Raw genomic sequence first — 20,913 nt, 5'->3', positions numbered from 1 at the left:
TCTTCCTGCGGGGCATTTCCGATGCCTCCCTTTTCTCGAACCTTAATTTCAAAGTCCAAGAAATGGGATGCAGTTCATTTGCATCAAATGAGGTGCAATCGGTGCAAAACCAGCCTGTCCCCCTTGCACCATTGTTGATGGGAGGGTCATGTCTGATTCGCCTAACTTTTTGACCTATGCCCAGACGGCCTTTGACTCGTTTGATGAGCGGCCGTTCTGCGCGGTGGACAGTCTGGTCTTTGCCTGGTTGTCGTATTTGCGCCTGCCGGACGACATGCCAGAGCTTGAGGGCTGGCGGGGGCTTGACGTGCGCGAGCTGCTACGTGCCGAGTGCTATCGGGATATGGTTGGCGACTTGTGGAATCCAGAGGGAAGCCTTACCTTGTTGGAGGCAGTGGCAGCAAATCCCAGATACTGCGGTGCGCGCATTTGCGGCTATCGCGCCGTGAACGATGTTACGATGACGGAGCAGTTTGCGGCCATGACGCTCCGATTTCCGGCAGGGTTTAGCTACGTTTCCTTCCGAGGGACCGACAGCACGATTGTGGGCTGGAAAGAGGACTTTAACATGGCGTTCCGGTGTCCTGTGCCGGCCCAGGAATCCGCGGCGCGTTATGTGGACGAGGCGGCGGATGCGATTGACGGGCCGCTCTTGTGCGGAGGCCATTCCAAGGGCGGAAATCTGGCTGTGTATGGTGCAGCGATGTGCTCAAGCGGTGCTCGCAACCGGATTGAGCGGGTCTTCTCCCACGATGGCCCTGGCTTTGTCGAGGAGTTTCTGAACGGAGACGCCTTTGCGAGCCTTTCTGGTCGTATTGATAAAACCCTGCCCCAGTCTTCGATCTTCGGCATGATGTTCGAGACGCAAGAGGACTACGCTATCGTCGAAAGCACCGAGTTTAGCCTGCTGCAACACAATCCCTTTAGCTGGGTGGTCGACGGCTGCGATTTTGTGTATTGCGAACGCCTGTCTGCTGGCGCGCGATATGTTGATGGCTCTATTCGCGAGATGCTGCTTGCAGTGTCACCTGGCGAGCGCGAGCGTTTTGTAGATGCGTTGTTCTCCGTGTTTGAGGCTACGGGCGCCGAACGTTTTGCGGATATCGCCGGGAACATGCGCGAGAACCTGCCTGTGATGCTCCGGGCCGCCCAAGGCTTTGACAAGGATACGCGCCATTTTGTTTCGCAGACCATCGCGGCAATCCTTAGATGTGCATTGCTGCCCAAACGCCCTCAGATCGACATGTCCGCTGCCGGTAAGAGTCTGGCAGAACAACTCGAGGCCTGGCAGTCCGAGCTCCTGCGTTAACCATTGGTGCAGAGAAACCTGGCCCCAATGCAGCAATCTTCGATGCGCTTGGGGCGGGCTCGACCGCTATACTGGTTCGTGCCGAAATCGATCTAGAACGGAATGCCGTATATGAAAATCAATCACGCGATTCTGCATATCCTGGACTTTGACTCTGCCGTTAACGTTATGAGCCAGCGCGAGCTCGATATCGAAAGCCGTACCGTGCGCAACTTCGTGACCACGCATCTGCGCCGCGCACGAACCTCGGCCGACAATAAACGTGCCACGTTTGCCGAGAACTCTGCGTTTGGCGGCGAACTCAAGGGCTATTTCTTTGGCGAGCGCGAGTTCGTGGACCTGTCGCAGCGGATTGCGGAGTTCATCTCTTCCGAGCTCACCAAAGCCGAGAAAGCCGAGTCCACCGACGTGCTCGTGGCCGATTTTGACGACGATGAGGATGCCCGCTGGTTTGCCGTGATGCTGCTGGGCTCCAAGCAGGCTTTTATGCACGAAGTGGGCCGCGAGGAGGGGGAGGTGCGCAACGACATCGCGCGCCACTACGCTATTCTGCCAAACCCCTCGCAAAAGGTGCCGAGCTATGCCATCGTGCGCGCGAGTACCATGGAGATCGGCTACGTGGACAAGAAGCGCAAGATTGCCGGCGAGGACCGTATGCTTATCCCCGATGGCCTGCTGCAGTGCGACACGGGTGTATCGGGCAAGGAGGTCATCGACACCGTGACGCGTGTGGTCGAGGAAGTCGCCGAGGAGCACGGTGCCAACACGGCCGTGGCACTCGCCAAGGTTAAGGCTGCCGTTGCCGAGAAGGTTGAGGATGACGAGGAGCTGCCGCCTTGGGATATCGTCGATGAGGTCTTTGAGGACGAACCGGTCATCAAGGAAAGCGTGCGCGCGGCACTGACCGAGGAGAAGGTTCCCGAGCGTGTTCCCGTGGAGCGCAAGCAGGTCGAGCGCGCTGCCGTGCGTAATCACAAGATCCGTACCGACACGGGTATCGAAATCAGCTTCCCGGCCGAGATGGGTTCGAATTCCGAGTACATCGAGTTCGTCAACGAGCCCAACGGCCTCATCTCCATCGAGCTCAAAAACATCGGGTCAATTGAGAATCGATAAACTGCGTTTGAACTGCAGACAAAGCAAAGGCCGAAGCCTCGGATGAGGGCTTCGGCCTTTTTGCTTGGAGCTGAATTGCGCCGTAGGTTGAGCATACGTCAGCGAAAACGCCCCTAAGCGAGCAAGGTGACGTGAAAGAGGAGGGAAGCGTACTTCGGTACGCGACCGACGATTGAACGTCAGATTGCCGCTTAGGGGCGTTTGCAGCGTCGACCGATCCGTCGTTCGTTAGAACGACGGAACCAAAAGTGCAGCGTCGACTAGTTACGCGGTTTGGTAAAACCGCGTAACCCTAGAGCTGGCGCAGACCCTCTTCCAGGCCGGTCTTGCTGTCGGTCTTCTCGTCGCGCATCTTGATGACGCGGGCGGGGACACCGGCCACGACGGCACCGGCGGGGACGTCCTCGACGCACACGGCGCCGGCGGCAACGACAGCGCCCTTGCCTACGTGCACGCCCTCCAGGACCACGGCATTGGCGCCGATCATAACGTCGTCCTCGATGATGACGGGCGTGGCACTGGCGGGCTCCACGACGCCTGCCAGCACGGTGCCGGCGCCGATGTGGCAGTTCTTGCCCACGGTGGCGCGGCCGCCCAGCACAGCGCCCATGTCGATCATGGAGCCTTCGCCAATGACGGAGCCGATGTTGATGATGGCGCCCATCATGATGACGGCGCGATCGCCAATCTCGACACGGTCGCGGATGATCGCGCCCGGCTCGATGCGGGCGTTGATACCCTTGAGGTCGAGCATGGGCACGGCGGAGTTGCGGCAGTCGTTCTCTACGTCGTAGTAGTCGATGGAGTCGGCGTTGACGTCGAGGATTGCCTTGAGCTCATCCCAGTCACCAAAGACGGTCTTGCCACGACGACCGCCGTAGACGTGCGCATTGCCCCACTGGACCTTCATGCCCGGCTTTTCGCGCACGTACAGTTTGACGGGCGTTTTCTTGGGTGCGGTTGCGATGTAGTTGATAATCTCCTGTGCATCCATCTCGGCTGCATTACTCATTTGCTGTCTCTCCTTTGAGTGGATCCGGTTGATACTTGGTTAGGCAAACATGACCTGGTCGAACGTATAGAAGCCAGGCTTGCGGGTGACGAGCTTCTGCGCGGCTGCCAGGGCGCCGTTGACGAAGATCTGACGGCTCGTGGCGCGGTGCGTGAGCGTGACCTCCTCGTCCTGGCCGAAAAAGCTTACCTCGTGCACGCCGGCGACGGTGCCGCCGCGCAGCGAGTGCATGCCGATCTCCTTGGGGTCGCGCGCGCCGCACATGCCCTCGCGGCCATAGACGGGGTGGTAGCCTGCCTCGGGCTCGGCTTCGACGACGGCGTCGAGTAGCAGCTTGGCGGTGCCGCTGGGAGCGTCGACCTTTTGGCTGTGGTGCGTCTCGACGATTTCGCAGTCAAAGCCGGGCAGCTCGCTCGTGGCCTGGGCAACCAGATGGCGCAGGGCGGCGATACCGATAGAGTAGTTGCCCGAGTGCATAACACGGGCGTTCTGACCCAGCTCGCGCAGGCGATCCATCTGCTCGGGCGTATAGCCCGTGGTGCCGGAAACGAGTGCGGCACCCGTGCGCTCGACATAGGCGACAACGGCATCGAAGGTCACGACGTTCGAGAAGTCGATGATTACATCGGCGGCCGGTGCGCTCTCGAGCTCGGACAAGTCGAAGCCGATCTGGGCGACGATGTCAAAAACGGGCTCTCCAGCGGCGTTGACAATGCCCTCGGCGGTGGTGCGGATGAGCGAGCCCATGCGGCCCGTTCCCATAATGACGGTCTTAATCAAGCAGACCAGCTCCCTTCAGAGCATCGGTAAGTGCAGCGCGCGTGTCGTCTGCCATGGGGCATAGCGGCATGCGGTAGTTTGCCTCGATCATACCCATCTGAGCGAGCGCTTCCTTGACAGGGATGGGGTTGACCTCGCTAAAGAGGGCATTGATGAGCGGCTGGCCGGCAATCTGGATATTGCGGGCGCGTGCCACGTCACCGTCCAAATAGGCGCGGCACATGTCATGCACAAGCTGCGGCTGAACGTCGGCCCACACGCTGATGGTGCCCGAGGCGCCCAGGCTCATGAGCGGCACGGTGAGCGCGTCCTCGCCCGAGTACATGCGGAAGTCGTCGGACAGCAGGTGGGCGATCTTGGCCGCGTAGGCGACGTTGCCCGAGGCTTCCTTAATACCCATGATGTTGGGGTGCGCGGCCAAGCGCTCTACGTTGCGCTCGCTGATGCCGCAGCCGCAGCGGCCGGGGATGTTGTACAGGATGCAGGGGATGTCCACAGCATCGGCGACGGTCTTAAAGTGCTGATAGATGCCCTCTTCGTTGGACTTGTTGTAGTAGGGGGTGATGAGCAGCAGGCCGTCGGCTCCCAAGCCCTGGTAGGTGAGCGACTTGGTGAGCATCGTCTGCGTGGAGTTGGAGCCCGAGCCGGCGATGACGGGGACGCGTCCTGCAACATGCTTGACCACGGCGGCGACGACGGAGTTGTCCTCGTCATCGGTCATCGTGGCGCTCTCGCCGGTGGTGCCCAGGGTGAGGATGGCATCGGTGCCGTTTTGCAGGTGGAAATCGATAAGGCGTTCGAGCGCGTCAAAGTCGACGCTGCCGTCCTTTTTAAACGGCGTAACAAGGGCGACGATTGAGCCCTCGAGATTGCGGATGTCCATGTTCTTCTCCTTCGCGTCCGCGATCTGGATGCGTTTGTTCCATTGGGCGGCGACTGCCAGGCGCTCGTCTTGGGCACGACGGCGAGCACTTTCGGCGCGCGACTTGGCCAGCAGCTCTCGGCCGCTCGGCAGCACGTCGAGTGTGGCAAAGTAATCGCCCGGGCGCTCGGCGCGGCGGATGAGGTCGGCCGAGCCATCGGGGCGCAGCAGCACCTCGGCGGAGCGCAGACGGCCGTTGTAGTTGTAGCCCATGGAGTAGCCATGCGCGCCGGTATCGTGGATCACGAGCACATCACCCATGTCGATCTGCGGTAGCTCGCGGTCGATGGCGAACTTGTCGTTGTTCTCGCACAGATTGCCCGTAATGTCGTACGTGTTTGTGACAGGCGCTGCGGTCTTGTCGGCGCCACCCGGCTGACCCATTACCGTAATGTGGTGGTAGGCGCCGTACATGGCAGGACGGATCAGATCGACGGCGCTTGCGTCGACACCGATATAGTCCTTGTAGATCTGCTTTTCGTGGATAGCCTTGGTGACCAGGCAGCCGTAGGGCCCCATCATAAAGCGGCCCATCTCGGTGCAGATGGCCACATCGCCCATACCGGCGGGAACCAGGATCTCGTCGTAGGCCGCGTGCACCCCCTCGCCGATGGCGTGAATGTCGTTGGCCTGCTGCTCGGGTAGATAGGGGATGCCGACGCCGCCGGACAGATTGATGAAGGCGACATGTGCACCGGTCTCGCGCTCCAGGCGCACGGCAAGCTCAAAGAGGATGCGCGCGAGCTTGGGGTAGTAGTCGTTGGTGACGGTGTTGCTGGCAAGGAAGGCATGGATGCCAAAATTCTCGGCGCCCTTGGCCTTGAGCATGTGGAAAGCCTCAAAGAGCTGCTCGGTGGTCATGCCGTATTTGGAGTCGCCGGGGTTATCCATGATGCCGTTGGAGAGCTGGAACAAGCCGCCCGGATTAAAGCGGCAGCTGACCGTCTTGGGGATGGGCCCCGCAACGCGCTCAAAGAATTCGATGTGGCTGATGTCGTCAAAGTTGACGATGGCGCCCAGCTTGTCGGCGAGCTCAAAGTCCGCTGCCGGCGTGTCGTTGGACGAGAACATGATGTCGTGTCCCGTGATGCCCAGCGAGCGGGCAATCATGAGCTCGGTATAGCTCGAGCAATCGCAGCCGCAGCCGTATTCGTTGAGAATGGAGATGAGCGCCGGGTTGGGATTTGCCTTGACGGCAAAGTATTCCTTAAAGCCCGGGTTCCATGCGAAGGCGTCGCGCACCTCTTGCATGTTGCGGCGGATGCCCGCCTCGTCATATAGATGAAACGGCGTGGGGAACTGCTCGACGATATGCTCGAGCGTCTCCTTGTCCACAAACGGCTGCTTGGCCGCATATGCCTCGTTGGGAGTCAATGCCATGTCCCGTAAACCTCGCTATCCAGACGGCGCCATCTGCGCATCGAATCCGCATAGCGTGGACCCAATGTCCGGATAGCGCTCCCGCATTGCTGCAGACAGTCCTGCGGGTGTTTCCCGCAGGCCCACCAGGTTGTTCGTGCCCGAAAAGCCCAGTTCGGCGGGTTTCGCCTCCCCGCGGGGTCAAAGCCTGCCGGCTCGCCCGCGGTTCTTCGTGCCCGCGCCTCTATCAAGTGGTAACGACCCTACCACGTTGCACTTTACCAAACAAGAGTATTCGTATATAACGTTTAAAAAATGCAGCAATATGCTGGAAACATGTGTGCCACAATCCTGTATCACATATAAGTTGCAACAGATATGCCTCACGAAGGGATCCTCTATGACCGAGCTCCAAGAACTCCGTCGCTATCGCCGCGATCTCCATCGCATTCCGGAGCTCGATTTCGATCTTCCGCAAACCATCGCTTATATCGAGGGCGTGCTGGCACCGCTTGTTTGCGAGGTGACCCATCCGTGCCCCAGCTGCGTCTGCGCTTTCTTCGATGCTGGCGTTGGCGCCGCACATGCCACGGCGATTCGGGCCGACATGGATGCGCTGCCCATTGCCGAGGCAACAGGGGCAGCGTTCGCCTCGACCCATCCCGGCAAGATGCACGCTTGCGGACATGACGGACACATGGCTATGGCACTTGCCGCCGCGACGCATGTCGACCGTACGATTCGCAAGCGGCCGGGCGCCATGAGGCACAACGTGCTTTTTGTGTTCCAGCCGGCCGAGGAAACGACCGGTGGTGCCAAGACGGTATGCGAGAGCGGTGTGTTCGAGCGCTACGGGGTCGACCGCATTTTTGGCTTCCATGTGTGGCCCGATCTGCCTGCCGGCACGTTGGCGAGCTGCTCCGGTCCATTGCTGGCGCGCTCGAGTGAGACGCACGTGCGCATTCACGGGACAAGTATCCATATCGCCAAGACTTACGGCGTTCCCGTAAACGAATCACACGATGCGGCGCTGGCGGCTGCCAAGTTCTTGGTCGCCGAGCGCGAATTGATGGACGAGTTGGGTGCCGACGAGCCCTGCATTGGTAAGTTCGGCCTGCTGCAGGCCGGCACCGTCTGCAACGCGGTGGCGGGGGAGGCCCATGTTGCCGGCAGCCTGCGTGTGTTTACAGACGACATGTTCGACCGTGCACGCGGGGGCGTGCACCGCGTGCTTGATGAGGCATGCGCTGCAACGGGCTGCACGTACGATCTTGACTTTGCCGAGGGCTATCCGCCGGTTGACAACGACCCCGAGCTATTTGCCAATGTCGCGCCTGCCTTGCCCGAGCTGCAGCTCGTGGATGAGCCTTTGCTGATTGCCGAGGACTTCGCTTTCTATCAGCGCCATCTGCCGGGTGTGTTCTTCTTGCTGGGCACGGGCGTTCCTGTCAGTCAGGATAACCCGAGCGACGCCGAGGGCTGCCCCGCCTATGCCACGAGTGCCCTGCATACTGATACCATGCTCTTTGACGAGGAAGTCCTGCTCAAAGGCCTCGATGTCTACAAACGATTACTTTTGCTTGGTTAATTGACGTGGACGTTTGTTCTCGAAAATACGAACAAATGTACGCTATAATAGGGATGTAACTCTATAGAAACGTTTGACGTTATTAACGTAAGGCGATACTATGATTGCATCATATAAAGATGAAGACACTGAACGCTTTGCAATGGGTGTGCGGATTAGGAAGTTCATTCCTTTTGAGCGGGTCGCCTTGAGGAAGATTCGCCAACTGCAGATCTGCGCTTCGCTTGATGATCTTCGCGTTCCGCCAGGCAATCGTCTTGAAGCGTTGAAGGGCGATCGCGCCGGTCAATATAGTATCCGTGTCAATGAGCGCTATCGGGTCTGTTTTGAGTGGAGACAGGGGATGGCTTGGAATGTTGAAATCGTCGATTATCACAAGTGACAAAACTGATGCTGGCTTGTTGTCGCCGGTGGCCCCCGGCGAGCTTCTCAAAGAGGAATTTCTTGTCCCTATGGGTATTTCTCAATATCGCCTTGCTAAGGAGACCGGGATTCCGGCTCAGCGTATTGGGCAGATTATTTTGGGAAGGCGTCGTGTTACGACTGACACCGATCTTCGTCTTTGCCGCTACTTTGGCCTGACGGATGGCTATTGGCTTCGAGCCCAGATCGCGTTTGACCTCGAGGCAGAGAAGAGGCGCATCGAACCGGAACTGGATAAGATCGTTCCCGTTCAGCAGGTCGTTGCGTTGTAGCGCTCAAAGATGTTGAGGTTGGAGTGACGATGGAACGACGCCGACAGTCTGTCGTATATAGTCCTGGTGGGTGCGGATGCGGCTTGCTGCTGCTCCCGGTTATTGCTGTGAGCATTGGCGTGATGTTTGCGCTTGCTGGACTGGCGGCAGCGGCACTTGTGCTGTTGATTGTGGCCATTGGCGTGACGATTTGGCTCTGCCGCAATCGCGAGCAACGCCGTGCCGACGGTAACACCAATGTCGGATGGGTCTTCTTTCTGATCATTGCGTACCTGCTGAGTGTCAGCTACCTGGTCTTCTTTGTCCTGTTGATGATGAGTGCCTTTACCGGGGAATCCGTCACGGTGGGGTAGGCTTCGACGAGCCTCTTGAGGATGAGAAAAGGAGCTGGATGGGAAATGCCCCCATCCGGCTCCATTGCTCAATATTGGCGTGCACTTCTACTCGGCTGCCTCGCGGCGAGCGACCTCGTCGATCAAGATGGCGTCGCCGTGTTTGGCGGCGGCAATGCTCGCGGCCATAAACATGCCCATTGCCGTGATGTAGGCGAAGAGCATCGACGGCGCCACGTCCATGACGATGCCGGAGAGAATCGGTGTCGCCACCTGAGCCGCCATGCTCACGGTGTAGTAGTAACCGGAGTAGCGGCCTACGCTTTGGGAGCTGCAGCACTCCAGAATCATCGTGTACACGCACAGGTCCACGCCGCCCAACGCGACGCCCATCAACAAAAAGACGCCGTACAACACGGGCGAGAAGCCGGGTGCCAGCCAAAGAAGCGCGGGGCACAAAACCATGATGACGGCGGTGCCCAGGGCGACCTTTTTGCGGCCGATTTTGAGCGAAAGGTTTGCCAGGGGTACGTAGCTTAGCAGCGCGCCTGCAATCGTCGCGATATTGATGATGGCATAGGAACCGCCCTCCATGCCGTAGAACATATCGGCATAACGGCTGATATTGGTGGTCATGGCGTTATAGCTCATGTAGTAGAAAAACGTTGCAGCGAGCAGCATGATGATGGAGCGGTGTACGCCGGCGTCTGCAACGCGATCTTTACCGCCGGCCTCGGGGGAGTCATCTTTGTCAATCTGATCTTCGTCGATGCCCATGGACAGCGATTTCTCGCGCATCTTTTCGACGAGGGCGGGCTCACGGACAAAGATGCCGTAGACAACGGCCGACACGAGGATAAAGGCGGCCTGCAAGATAAAGAGCGGAAGATAATTGGGTTTGTCGGCCCTGGGAACCATGACCGAGATGGCGACGAGCATAAGGCCCGTTCCCGCATAGCCGACGATCTTCTCGATTGAGTCCGCCTTGGTTCGAAGTGGGCGAGGCGTAATATCGGCCACGATGGCAACCGTCATGGTGCGGTAGGCACATATTGCCAAAAGCGTGAGGATAATCGCGCCAATGAGCAGAGGTAGGCTGCCCATGTTGTTGGCAATCGCGATGAGCGGGACGGAGAGCATTGCCACCGCGGAGCCGCCCAAGATAAAGGGCGTTCGACGTCCGAGTTTGCTTGCGCAGCGGTCCGAGAGGATGCCAAAGAGCGGAAGCAGGAACAAGCCAAAGACATTATCGATGGCCATGATCGCGCCGGTGAGCGAGTTGGATAGGCCAAAGGTCCCTGTGAGCATCTTGGGAACGATGCCGTCGTAGACCTGCCAAAAGCTGATCATGCCCATAAAGGGTAGGGAGGCGAGGGCGACGGCCTTGGTGTCGAGCCGGGCCGCCCGCTTAAGATTTGGTTGGGTCATGCTGGTTCTCCTGGTCGGTAAAAGCGGGGAGGGGCGCTATCGGCCCTCCCGTCCTACAGTTGTCCAAGGTTGGCGAGAAACGCCACATAGAATTCGATACCGCGCTTGTAGACGTCGACGCCGATGCGTTCGTTGGCGGCATGGATGAGCTTGCGTGCCTCACCCGAGTAGATAAAGCCGCAGAAGCGGTAGACGCGATCGCAGATCTCGTTGAACTCGCGCGAGTCGGTGCAGGAGTTCTGCACGTAGGGAGCAAAGCCGGCCTCGGGATAGACACCCGACACGCAGCGATGGATGTAGTTGAAGGCGGCATCGTCTTCGTAAGGCGAGATGGGCGCGGGCTCGGTGTAGGGAATCGCCTCGTTGATTTCGACGGTGACATGGTCGGGGCTTACGCCCGAGGCGCGGCACTGCTGGGCGGCGAGCTTGCGGGCGCGCTCAACGGCATCGGCGATACTCTCAAACGGAGCGATGCGCACGTTGAAGTTGGCGCGAGCAGCTGGTGGCAGCACATTGTGCGCATTGGAGCCTTCGAGCTGCGTGAGCGCATAGGTTGTGCGCAGCATGGCCGAGGTCTCGGGGCTGGCGGCCATGATCTTGGTAACCGCGGGGCGCGTGAGCCACAGGTTGCCAAAGATTGCCTGATACGTCGCGCTGCTACGGGCACCCAACTCGGTCAGTGTAGCCTCGACGGCGGGCGTGAGCTGCGGCTTGCCGGGGTTGGCCGAGATAGTCTCGCATACACGGCAGAGAAGACGGCAGGCATCGTTTGCCGCAGGCGTAGAGGCATGGCCGCCGTCGGCGCGCGCCGTGACGGTAAGGTCGACGTGGCCCTTCTCGGACACACCTACCATGGCAACGGGTTCGGTGACGCCGAGCGGGGCATTGGCTGCCACGGCTCCACCCTCATCGAGCACCATATAGGGATGGATGTTGTGCTCGCGAAGCCACTGCACTGCATGGGTTGCAGTAGGCGCGGCGATTTCCTCGCCATCGCTCGAGAAGAACCAGACATCGCGCGGGGGAACGAAGCCCTGATCGATTAGGTGCTCGGTGGCCTCGAGAAAAGCAGAGACGATGCACTTGGTGTCGAGTGAACCGCGGGCCCAGATTTCGCCGTCGATGATCTCGGCTCCAAAGGGATCATGCTTCCAGTCTTGGCCCTCGACGGGCACGACGTCCTGATGCGCCATCATGACGATGGGGTCCAAGGCGGAATCGGCGCCAGGCCAACGCAGGAGCATGCCAAAGTCGTCGATGCGTGTGGGCTCGGCGACTTTAAAGAAATGCGGATAAAGTCGCTGAAGCGTGGGAATCCACTGACTGAAGGGCTCATCGTCGCGCTCGGCGATGTTCTCACGCGAAACAGTGGGGATGCGCAGCAATTCGCAAAAGCGCTCGACGGCTGCCTCGTCTGCCTTGTAGGTGCCTGCATCAAGAGGCGCGCCCTGTGCGACCGATACCGATGCTCCCATGGTGGGACTCCTTTCGTGTTGTATATCGAATACGTCAAGATTATCGCCCGCACCGCGCGTGGGAAACGGCGAAACACGTTGTTCATCTGAGGGCGGCGGGTCGGACAGCCTTAGCCGACGATGACCGTGCCGTCTTCGGCCACAGTGATGGCGTCTCCCGTCGATACGGCATCGAGAAACTCATCGCCCAGGTTGTCAATGGTGGGCATGGGGGTGTCGGTCCATACGCCCGAGAGAATCGCGCCAGCGGCGGCAAGGCTGTCAATGGGTTTGGAAAACAGCAGGCATGCGGGTTGGCGCCCCATTTTGGTGGCGCAGAAGAGCACCATGCCGCCTGTGGTGGAGCCGATAGTCTGCGGAAGGCACAGGGCACATCCCGCCAAAGGTTTGCCGTACAAGTCGGGATTGTTTTGGTCGGAACACGTGGCCTTTTTGTCGCCAAACATCAGTGCCTTCTGAAACGATGCGAGTGTGTTGAGCCCTCCGTGAGAGACGAGTGCCTTGGCGTGGGCAGTTCCGGGGACAACGACGCGGCCGTGAAAGATTTTTTCCATGAGGAGTCGCCTTCCTATTTGATTGGTTTTCCGGTGGTGACGTAGGCGAGCACCTCGTCGTCGGTGTAGTAGCGCGATGCCGAGTACGTACGCAACTTGTTGGAGTTGGTGATGATGGGCATGCTGCCGCACAGCGGGTTGTTGGTGTACATAAGCGGGCAGATGCTCGAGACGACGGCGCCGGTAGTCGAGAGGCGTCTGTATGCCGCAGTCTTGCGGAAGGCGTCTGCCACAGATGGGGCGGCGGTCAGCACGGTTGGTACTTGCACGCGGCGGTTGCCGGAGGCGCTCAGCCCATCGCAGATAGCGTCTGCCCAGTGGGCGAGTTGTGCAGACGAGAGATGGGGGCAGCCGATGAAGGCCAGCTTGGGGCGCGCGCCCGGGTTCTTCCACATAACGGGGTAGCTCGAGCGGATGCGTTCCAGCTCGGCGTCGTCAATGCGATAGATTTGGGCGTCTGGTGCTATGAGTTGTTCGCCTTGTTCGACGGCCTCGGGCGTGATGCCGTCCACATGGTAGAGCCCGACAGCGCCGTTCGATGCGCTGGCGGCGCCCATGTCCTTAAGGTAGTCCTGCGTGTCGGGTGTGAGTTCGCGGCCAAGCCAACAGTCGAGGCCTTTAATGTAAGGGACGTCTTCCATCACCTTCATGCCAATGGCGCTGCCAAGCACTTGCGCTTCGGGCTTGCGCTTACAGTCGACTTCGATGATCCAGGTCGCCTTGCGGCCCTCATCGGTGAGCAGGCCGAATTCCGGGACAAAGCCGGCAATTGAGCCGAACATCTCGATGATGCCGGAGTTGCGATTGCAGCGAGCGCCCAACACGGAGTTGGCAAAGACCACGGCGCTGCTTTCTGCCCAGCTTAGGATGTCGCCACGCCGAGGTCGATTGCCAACCTCGGGCTGGTAGCAGGTGCAGGTGAAAGCATCGCTGTCCAATAGACCCATGCTGCGCAGCTGTGCCTCATAATCGTCTTGTTTGGAATACATAGTCTTGAACAGCAACTTTTGCAGCGGGTTGGCCGGGACGGCGGGGTCGAGGGGCCTCGGGTCGACCGAGAATGACTGACCGGACAGTGCGCCGTCTTTCAGCAGCTCATCCATAAGGTCATAGACTGGACCGAGCATGGAGAGGCCAAAACTTGTGACAAGATGACCGTTTGCGCCGGTCACGGGAACCATACGCTCGGCGCCAAAGCATTCGCCGTACATAACGAGGGTCTTGACCACTTTGGCCATGGCGGGGCCCTTGGCGCCGTCGAGCAGGGCTTGTTGCTGGGAGGTCAGGTTCATCTGTGAGCCCATCCTTTCGTGTTAGATATTGGTGCCGAGTCGGTATGCCGCACGGACCGCTTCGAGCACGCGGCCGGGTGCAAACCCATCGCCGATGTTATGCAGCTCGTCTGCGGCGTGCGTCTGCTGCAGTTTGTAGAACAGCGCGTCGTCGGGGTGTCCGCCACAGGCAATGATTACCAGGTCGCAGGTTAGCTCGAGCGGCTTCCAGTCGTTGCCGATTTTGGGTGCAAGCGGGTTTTCGACGTTCTCGGGCAAGACCGGTGACCACGAGACGTAGGGGTCGGGAACGTTTTTGTGGCAGTTGCGACTCAAGTGGAGACGCGCGCACCTCGATGGGGCTCCAGACTCGCGTTTGCCGCCGAACTCCGCGCGCTCGACGCGTGTCATATTGAGAAGCCGCACATTGCGTCCCCTGAGCGCATGGAGTAGGTGGCCACGATTTGCCGTACAGGCGCCCTGCATCATGTGAGGCAGCATTTCAATTACGCTGACCTGTGGTATGCCGTGTTCGACGGTGAGCCATTGGGCAACCTCGCAGCCCACGGCCCCTCCGCCAATGATGGCGACGGTTTTGGCGTTACCAAGCAGCGCGGGTTGGCGCAGTAGCTGCGTTGCCTGCACGGCGTGGCCCGATGCTGCAAGCTCCGTAAGGCCGGGGATGGGCGGTATCGCATTGGAAGTGCCTGTCGCGCACACGATTGCGTCGAAGCCTGCTTTTGCAAGATCTTCGGCGCGTACTGCCCGTCCAAGCTCGAGTGTCAGGTTCCCGTTGGGTTTTTCTGTCTGCTCGCGCACCTGTCGAACAAGATAGGAGCGGTAATTATCGAGGTCGAACTTGATCCGGGCGGCGCTGGCGGAGAGGAGTTTTCCTCCAAGTTCATCTTCGGTGTCGATGAGCTTTACGTCGTGGCCGCGACGCGCGGCGATTAGCGCACAGACCATCCCGGCGGGTCCGGCTCCTATCACCGCTATGCGTTTGGATTCTATGGCGGGAGCGGGTGTCTGGGGCATGAGGTATTCAAAGCTGCAGCGTGGATTGACGGCACACTGCGGATGGCCCCCTTCGACAAACTCGTTGAGGCATCCTTCCTGGCATCCGATGCAGGGGCGAATATCTGCCACGCGACCGGCGTACGCCTTATTGGGCCACTCGGGATCCGCAAGTAGCGGGCGTCCGAGCATGATCATATCGGCATCGCCATTGCGAAGGGCGCGTTCGGCAATGTCGGGGTAGCCCAACTTACCCACCGCGACAACGGGTACGGGAAGGCCGGCATTGGAGCGGATATTGTCGGCGACAAAGCGCTCCCGAACGGCGCGCGCCACGGGAACGAAGCAGCCTGCGGGCATGCTCGCGGGCGGGTGGGGCATCCACCAGTTGTCGTAGCAACCCAGGTCGACGTCAAAGATGTCTACTCCCGCCGTCACGAGTTCTTCCATATAGCACAGGGTCTGTTCGACCGTGCGGCCGCCGCGCATGCGTCCCAGATAGGTCGAATTCATGACCTGCTCGTCATAGGTTTCCTCGAGTGCAAGCGAAAGGTCGATGCGGTACATAATGGGGTAGTCGGGCCCAACGCGGCGACGGATTTCTTTGACCATATCGAGGCCAAATTGACGCCAATCGGCATAACGTCCGAGCTTACGATGGTTAAAGGCGGGGTTTCCGAGCTGCTCGATAAGATAACCCTCGTGCCCGTGCAAATAGACGCCATCGATGTCCATGGCATGGGCATCGGCCGCCGCTTGGCCGATATTGTTTACGATACGGCGCAGCTTTTGGTCCGAGAGGCGCATGCATGGAATGGCGGGGATGTAGTAGTTAGGCAAGAAACTCGCCGAGACCGGAAACTTCTTTTGCGTGATGAGGCATTGCGGGTTGCCCACGCGGCCGAGTCCAGCCGTAAGCTGGACAAAAATGCGCGATCCGAAGGCATGGACACCTTGGGCAAGGTCGCGCCAGCCTGCCATAACGGTTCGGCTCCGATCGATGCGCGGGAAATAGGTGAGCTTGTCCAGCTCGGTGACCGTGGTATCGATGCCGTGGCTTACCGGCACGAGTCCTGTTGTGATGAGGCCGCAGCCGCCTTTGGCGCGGGCGAAAAAGTACTGCAGCATCATGTCACTGGGGCGGCCAGTTTCCTCGCACATGTCGATATTGCCCATCGGTGCCATGACAATGCGGTTTTTGACGGTGAGCTTGTTAATTTTGATGGGAGAGAAGAGCTTGTCAAAAGGATAGAGCTCTTGTGTCATGCGGGACAATCCACAACCGGAATTTTTGGCGGGCCAGCTGTCGAATGAGTCGACGAGTTGCTGCACCAGTACGTCTTTTCCCAATGAGGTTCCTTTCAGATGTTGACAAGGTAACAAAGCAGTTTACGTCTAAATGTTTAATAGTCAACAACAAAGGCATGAGTTCGGTGAAGGAAAAAAGGACTCAATGAGCGTCGGATGGCAAGCTGTGTTGCGACATTAGCTCCCAGCTAATGAATTTGAGTTCGCTGCCTCCTACGATGTGCTGTGTGCCGGCACGGTAGCCGGATCGTAGGAAGGATGAATAATGGCAAAAGAGGGAAAGAAGCCGATCGGCAAGATTGTCCTAGGCGTCATCGTGGTGCTGGTTATCGTCGGTGCCGTGGGCTCTATGGGTGGCAATTCAACCGATTCGTCTGCGAGCGATTCGGCAAAACCTGCCGAGACGACACAGCAGGCTGAGGAGCAAAAAGAACCGCAAGAACCGTATACCATTGCTGACGAGGCTGAAGACACCTCCAATCAGTTTGCCTATAAGATCACGGGCACGCTGACCAATAACACGGACAAGGAAAAGAGCTACATTCAGATTGAGTATGTTCTATATGATGCCGATGGCAACCAGGTTGGAACGGCTCTTGCAAACACCAATCATCTGAAGGCGGGCGGCTCCTGGAAGTTCGAGGCGCTGGGCACGGTGTCTCCCGACCAGGTTGCTAGCTGGGAGCGTTCGGACGTAAGCGGTTTCTAGCATGTTGCATGCACTGGGGGAGGTGAAGTCGTATGCCCGATAAAAAGCTGACTGAGGAGTTGCTCAATGAGCTTCTCGATGCACCGAACATCGATGGCTATATCAGGGAGCACGACTTTGCCGCCCCGTCGCTTTCGGACTACCTGAAGCAGCTGCTGCAGGAAAAGGGCTTGGAGCGTTCGCGCGTGGTTCGTATGGCCGATCTCAATGAGACCTTTGGCTATCAGATCTTTACTGGTGCGCGTCACCCGAGTCGCAATAAGGTGCTGCAGATTGCCTTTGCGATGGCGCTGACGCTCAAAGAGACCAACCGTGCGCTGACGGCTGCCGGGGTAAGCGTCCTTAACTGCAAGGATCGCCGTGATGCGATTATCATCTTTTGCATCGATCGCGGGTGTAGCCTCCAAAAGGTCAACGAGGAGCTGTATCGCTTTGGCGAGGAGACGGTGAGTTAGCGGCTGATATCTGAGCCGGCGGAGCTGCCGAACAACGATGCAAACGAACGGGGCGCGGATGCCATGGGGTGTCTGCGCCCTGCGCTATGATGGAGGCTATGGATACTCAGACCCCAACATATCCCGATGACGAGCTGACCGCAGCGCTTGCCGAGCACCTGGCGTCGCTCGATCGCGACGACAGCTATCGCGTGGAGCGTGTACTTAAGCGCTCGTCCGTTGAAACAACTGAGCTCGTGTACTTTGAAGGAACCGGCGGTGGTTCGCTCGGCCCCTTTGTCCGTAAACGCATCGATGCTTCGACTCAAATCGGCGGGGCATACGAGCGTCTGTTTGCCGCTCAGCGGGCGGGCAGGCGTTTTGAGCGCCTGCCCAGAATCGTCGATTGCCGTCGTGTGGGCGACGAGCTTAACGTGGTTATGGAATATATCGAAGGTGAGACGCTCGGGGTGCTGGTGGACCGTCTGGGAGCCACCCCCGATTATGCATGTGAATTGTATCCTGCCCTTTGCGACGCCGTGGGCGAGCTCCATGCCGGTTTTGCAATGGCGGGGGAGACGTCGGCGCCGGTGATCCATCGCGACCTCAAGCCATCGAATATCATCGTGACAGGTGCGAGCCGTACGCTCGATGAGGGCCTGACGTTTTCATCGCTGGTGATTATCGACTTGGGGATCGCGCGCGTATGGCGCGATGGCGCCGATGCCGACACCGTCAAGTTTGGCACGCGACCCTATGCGCCGCCCGAGCAGTATGGGTTTGGGCAGACGAGTGTGCGCAGCGACGTCTACGCACTTGGCGCCCTGTTGTTCTTCTGCTTGACGGGAATCGACCCTAAACCAGGGCTCGACATGCGCGAGCAATGCGAGGCGCGTGGCATTCCCACTCCACTTGCCGATGTCATCTGCATGTCGATGGCGCTCGACCCGGCTAAGCGTTTTGCGAGTGCGGAAGCGTTGGGACGGGCTACGCGCGCGGCATACGATCTGAGTCGCCCCGTGCGGCCTCCTGCGCCTGCGCCTGTCCGTACTCCGGCCTCGGAGACGGTGTTGACGCCCCAAGGGCTCCAGAACCCCGCAGGGCTTCCTAGGCCTGCCGCCTCCGCTGCATGCGGTCTGCTCTCTCGCGTTCCGGAGTCTCTGGGGCGCATTTGGAATACGCTTGTCTGCTTCTCGCTACTTGTGTTCTTTGCCGGAAGTCACTTTGCCGTCTTTCACCCTACGGGAGCAAACCAAGGCTACCCGACGTGGCTTCTCATAATCGAGTATTTTTTCTTTGTCGATGGCCTTATGGTGCTTATGCATTTTGCGCTGCTCGATAAGCGCCGTCTTCGTCGGCGATTCGTACTGCTCGACAGCTATCGCGGCAAGAAACTCGCGAAACTCTGGCTCAAGGCATTGGGCGTGCTGCTCCTATGCATGATCGTCATAGTCGCGGTTGCCAATGCGACCGGCGTCGTCGATACCTCCGCTACCTAAAAGAAAAGGGCCCCATTGGGGCCCTTTGCAGTTGCACTTAGATGCGGTTCATCTGAGCGGCGACTTTGTTGTACCAGTCCTGCCACGTGGGCGGGCAGTACTTTTTGGCCGCTGCCGGGGTAAGGGTGGAGCCGTAGTTGGCGCCCAGATAGGCAACGTGAGCGGAGATGCCCTCGCTCCAGCTGCCAAAGCTGCGCCAACCGCCGCCACGGGCACTCCAGCCCCAGGCGTTGTAAGAATTGGCGCAATAAGCACCCTTGGTGCTCTCGATGCAGGCGATGGCGGGGGACCAACGGGGGTCGACACCGGTATTCCAAGCGGCGACGGCAAAGTTATAGCCCTGGCCTGCCATGGGGGAGCCGGCGAGATAATTGTCGATGCGGCTCGTCCACTCATTAATGAACGAATCGTAATCGGAGCTACCGGTATTGGCGTTGTTCACCGTGGTGTCGATGGTGGTGTTGGTGTTGGTGGCCTGGCTGCTGGAATTGCTGCCGCTTACGCCCTCGCCCGAGAGCTTCTCGGCGGCAGCGGCCTTATCGGCCTCAAGCTTGGCAAGCTCGGCGGCATTTTCCTGCTCGGCTTTTGCCTGTGCCTCGCTGCGGAGCTGCTGGGCCTGAGCCAACGCATCCTCGGCGTTTTTCTGCTCTGCCTCAAGCTGAGACTTGGCCTGCTGGAGCTCAGCCTTGTTCTGCTCGAGTTCGGTTTGCATGTTATTGAGCTGTTCGATCTCGTCGACGCTCGAGCTCGTGATCTGGTTGGTGTATTTGCAGGTTGTGATGAACTCACCCAGGCTCTGCGCGTTGACCAGGAAGCTCACGATGGGATTGGTGCCCTTCTGATACTTGTACAGATCGCGCATAGCGGAGCTTGCCTTGGCCTGCTGCTCGGGAAGCTTAGCCTCGATTTCCTCGATGCTTGCCTCATTGGAGTCAATCTGCTTTTGCAGGTCATCGAGTTTGGTGCGGGCGTCGTTGTAGGCGCTCGTGGCGGCTTCGATCTTCTGCTGGGCTGCGGAAAGCTGGTCCTGCGTTGCCTGCGAGGCGGCATACGCCGCAACGGGGGAGAGCATCGGCGTGGCCGTCAGCGCAACGGCGAGCGCGGCGCTCGTGATGATACGAGCCGGCTTCGACGCAATGAGCGCTGCGGCGCGATGATTCGAATGCTGCATCCAGTCCCTCTGCAATCAATCGTAGGTTATGGTTCGAACGGTATTCTACTACTGCTTTCGACCTCAACTTGAACCTTAAAGGTTCCAAAGGGTCAAGTTGAACTTGAGGCTTTGGCTTTGACCTGCAGTTATGATGAATTGTTGAGAAACCATAGAGTTCAACTTTAACGTTACGGAGCCCTATTTGAGAGGTGTTTTGGGCTGTAAAAGCTATCTCAACGTGGGGTTTTACAACTACAGCGTGCCCTCCTGACGAGCCCGCTCAATCTCTTCGAGGGCCTCGGCAGGGGTGAACGAGCAGGTGCCGTCGCCGAGCTTGACCACCTGGATGTCGTCGCCGATATGGACCTCTCCGCCCTTTAGTACCACGCCAAAAACGCCCTCGTGGGGAAAGATGCAGTCGCCGGCGAGATAGTAGATGGCACAGCGTGTGTGGCAGACCTTGCCGATTTGGCTGATTTCGACAAGCACCTCGCTGCCAAGCTTGAGCTGTGTGCCCAAGGGGAGCGAGAGCAGGTTGATGCCCCGGGTTGTGAAGTTCTCGCCAAAGTCGCCCTCGTGCACATCGAGCCCGCGCGCCTGCGCCGTCTGGATAGACTCTGCAGCTAAAAAGGAAACCTGGCGGTGCCAATGCCCGGCGTGTGCGTCGGAGGCGAGGCCAAATTGTTCTATAACGGTGTCGTGTCCATCCGCGACGGGCGACTTGCGTGTGCCCTTGTGCGCCGACGTGTTGATCGAGACGATGCGGGCGGGCCTGTCGTAGGCATCGTTTGCCGTGCGTAGGGTAACGGCCGTTTGTGCGCGTTCCGCCAGCTCGCGCTTCGTGGCATTGAGGATAGGATTATCGGTCGGATGGTCTTGGGGCACGTGCGCGCCTTTCGTTCGAGGATGTCAATACGCTGAATCCTACAACAATGGTAGGTTCATTGCCCATTGT

The 20,913-nt window shown here is 59.1% G+C and carries 19 protein-coding genes and 1 riboswitch; of the genes, 9 read left to right on the top strand and 10 right to left on the bottom strand.

Features of this window, described 5'->3' with window-relative positions; translation table 11 throughout:
• Nucleotides 1-148 precede the first annotated feature (148 nt).
• A complete protein-coding gene (locus PMW70_RS08555) occupies nucleotides 149-1,309 on the top strand; it encodes an Mbeg1-like protein (RefSeq protein WP_271744590.1) in 1,161 nt (386 codons plus the stop codon).
• 111 nt (nucleotides 1,310-1,420) lie between these two features.
• Nucleotides 1,421-2,425 (top strand): nucleoid-associated protein, encoded by a 1,005-nt coding sequence (locus PMW70_RS08550; protein WP_271744589.1) that lies wholly within the window; start codon nucleotides 1,421-1,423, stop codon nucleotides 2,423-2,425.
• Nucleotides 2,426-2,717: 292 nt separating this feature from the next.
• Here PMW70_RS08550 and dapD read toward each other — a convergent pair whose 3' ends face one another.
• The 3 genes from dapD to dapA are packed head-to-tail and all read right to left on the bottom strand — an operon-like array spanning nucleotide 2,718 to nucleotide 6,519.
• Nucleotides 2,718-3,437, bottom strand: coding sequence for a 2,3,4,5-tetrahydropyridine-2,6-dicarboxylate N-acetyltransferase (gene dapD, locus PMW70_RS08545; protein ID WP_271744588.1), 720 nt, complete (start codon nucleotides 3,435-3,437; stop codon nucleotides 2,718-2,720).
• 39 nt (nucleotides 3,438-3,476) lie between these two features.
• On the bottom strand, nucleotides 3,477-4,217 hold the full coding sequence (dapB, locus tag PMW70_RS08540) for a 4-hydroxy-tetrahydrodipicolinate reductase (RefSeq protein ID WP_271744587.1): 741 nt from the start codon (nucleotides 4,215-4,217) through the stop codon (nucleotides 3,477-3,479).
• Nucleotides 4,210-6,519, bottom strand: coding sequence for a 4-hydroxy-tetrahydrodipicolinate synthase (gene dapA, locus PMW70_RS08535; RefSeq protein ID WP_271744586.1), 2,310 nt, complete (start codon nucleotides 6,517-6,519; stop codon nucleotides 4,210-4,212). The genes dapB and dapA overlap by 8 nt, the downstream gene beginning before the upstream one ends.
• Before the next feature lie 65 nt (nucleotides 6,520-6,584).
• Nucleotides 6,585-6,753: riboswitch (Lysine riboswitch) on the bottom strand.
• A gap of 145 nt (nucleotides 6,754-6,898) precedes the next feature.
• Here dapA and PMW70_RS08530 point away from each other — a divergent pair.
• From PMW70_RS08530 to PMW70_RS08515, 4 genes are all read left to right on the top strand, one after another.
• Entirely contained in the window at nucleotides 6,899-8,086 is a 1,188-nt protein-coding gene (locus PMW70_RS08530) for an N-acetyldiaminopimelate deacetylase (RefSeq protein ID WP_271744585.1), read from the top strand.
• 100 nt (nucleotides 8,087-8,186) lie between these two features.
• Nucleotides 8,187-8,468, top strand: a complete 282-nt coding sequence (locus PMW70_RS08525) for a type II toxin-antitoxin system RelE/ParE family toxin (RefSeq protein ID WP_271744584.1) — start codon at nucleotides 8,187-8,189, stop codon at nucleotides 8,466-8,468.
• Entirely contained in the window at nucleotides 8,440-8,781 is a 342-nt protein-coding gene (locus tag PMW70_RS08520) for a HigA family addiction module antitoxin (RefSeq protein WP_271744583.1), read from the top strand. The genes PMW70_RS08525 and PMW70_RS08520 overlap by 29 nt, the downstream gene beginning before the upstream one ends.
• A gap of 83 nt (nucleotides 8,782-8,864) precedes the next feature.
• Entirely contained in the window at nucleotides 8,865-9,134 is a 270-nt protein-coding gene (locus PMW70_RS08515) for a hypothetical protein (protein WP_271744582.1), read from the top strand.
• 87 nt (nucleotides 9,135-9,221) lie between these two features.
• On the opposite strand, the gene PMW70_RS08510 is transcribed toward PMW70_RS08515, so the two are convergent.
• From PMW70_RS08510 to PMW70_RS08490, 5 genes are all read right to left on the bottom strand, one after another.
• The gene (locus tag PMW70_RS08510; protein WP_161116066.1) at nucleotides 9,222-10,541 is read right to left on the bottom strand and encodes an MFS transporter; all 1,320 of its coding nucleotides are present in this window, start codon (nucleotides 10,539-10,541) and stop codon (nucleotides 9,222-9,224) included.
• A 53-nt stretch (nucleotides 10,542-10,594) separates the two neighbouring features.
• Complete coding sequence (locus PMW70_RS08505) at nucleotides 10,595-12,016, bottom strand: M20/M25/M40 family metallo-hydrolase (RefSeq protein ID WP_271744581.1); 1,422 nt, start codon at nucleotides 12,014-12,016, stop codon at nucleotides 10,595-10,597.
• A gap of 110 nt (nucleotides 12,017-12,126) precedes the next feature.
• Nucleotides 12,127-12,570: an aconitase X swivel domain-containing protein gene (locus PMW70_RS08500; RefSeq protein ID WP_118081806.1), complete on the bottom strand. Its 444-nt coding sequence runs from the start codon at nucleotides 12,568-12,570 to the stop codon at nucleotides 12,127-12,129.
• Nucleotides 12,571-12,584: 14 nt separating this feature from the next.
• Nucleotides 12,585-13,862, bottom strand: coding sequence for an aconitase X (locus PMW70_RS08495; protein ID WP_271744580.1), 1,278 nt, complete (start codon nucleotides 13,860-13,862; stop codon nucleotides 12,585-12,587).
• Between the two features lie 21 nt (nucleotides 13,863-13,883).
• On the bottom strand, nucleotides 13,884-16,205 hold the full coding sequence (locus PMW70_RS08490; protein WP_271744579.1) for an NAD(P)/FAD-dependent oxidoreductase: 2,322 nt from the start codon (nucleotides 16,203-16,205) through the stop codon (nucleotides 13,884-13,886).
• A 223-nt stretch (nucleotides 16,206-16,428) separates the two neighbouring features.
• On the opposite strand from PMW70_RS08490, the gene PMW70_RS08485 reads away from it, so the two are divergent.
• From PMW70_RS08485 to PMW70_RS08475, 3 genes are all read left to right on the top strand, one after another.
• Nucleotides 16,429-16,872 (top strand): FxLYD domain-containing protein, encoded by a 444-nt coding sequence (locus PMW70_RS08485; protein WP_117766151.1) that lies wholly within the window; start codon nucleotides 16,429-16,431, stop codon nucleotides 16,870-16,872.
• Between the two features lie 32 nt (nucleotides 16,873-16,904).
• Nucleotides 16,905-17,327 (top strand): XRE family transcriptional regulator, encoded by a 423-nt coding sequence (locus tag PMW70_RS08480; protein WP_117635411.1) that lies wholly within the window; start codon nucleotides 16,905-16,907, stop codon nucleotides 17,325-17,327.
• Between the two features lie 98 nt (nucleotides 17,328-17,425).
• Nucleotides 17,426-18,805: a serine/threonine protein kinase gene (locus tag PMW70_RS08475; protein ID WP_271744578.1), complete on the top strand. Its 1,380-nt coding sequence runs from the start codon at nucleotides 17,426-17,428 to the stop codon at nucleotides 18,803-18,805.
• 37 nt (nucleotides 18,806-18,842) lie between these two features.
• Here PMW70_RS08475 and PMW70_RS08470 read toward each other — a convergent pair whose 3' ends face one another.
• Together PMW70_RS08470 and PMW70_RS08465 are read right to left on the bottom strand one after the other, a co-directional pair.
• Entirely contained in the window at nucleotides 18,843-19,976 is a 1,134-nt protein-coding gene (locus PMW70_RS08470) for a coiled-coil domain-containing protein (protein ID WP_099431497.1), read from the bottom strand.
• Between the two features lie 234 nt (nucleotides 19,977-20,210).
• Nucleotides 20,211-20,843 carry an MOSC domain-containing protein gene (locus tag PMW70_RS08465; RefSeq protein ID WP_271744577.1) on the bottom strand — a complete coding sequence of 211 codons (633 nt, stop codon included), beginning with the start codon at nucleotides 20,841-20,843 and terminating at the stop codon, nucleotides 20,211-20,213.
• Nucleotides 20,844-20,913 lie beyond the last annotated feature (70 nt).

This window comes from Collinsella aerofaciens (genome assembly GCF_028209625.1).
Taxonomy (GTDB): domain Bacteria; phylum Actinomycetota; class Coriobacteriia; order Coriobacteriales; family Coriobacteriaceae; genus Collinsella; species Collinsella aerofaciens_AM.
The sequence above is the reverse complement of the archived record's forward strand: the minus strand, read 5'-3'. Positions and strand labels throughout refer to the sequence as shown.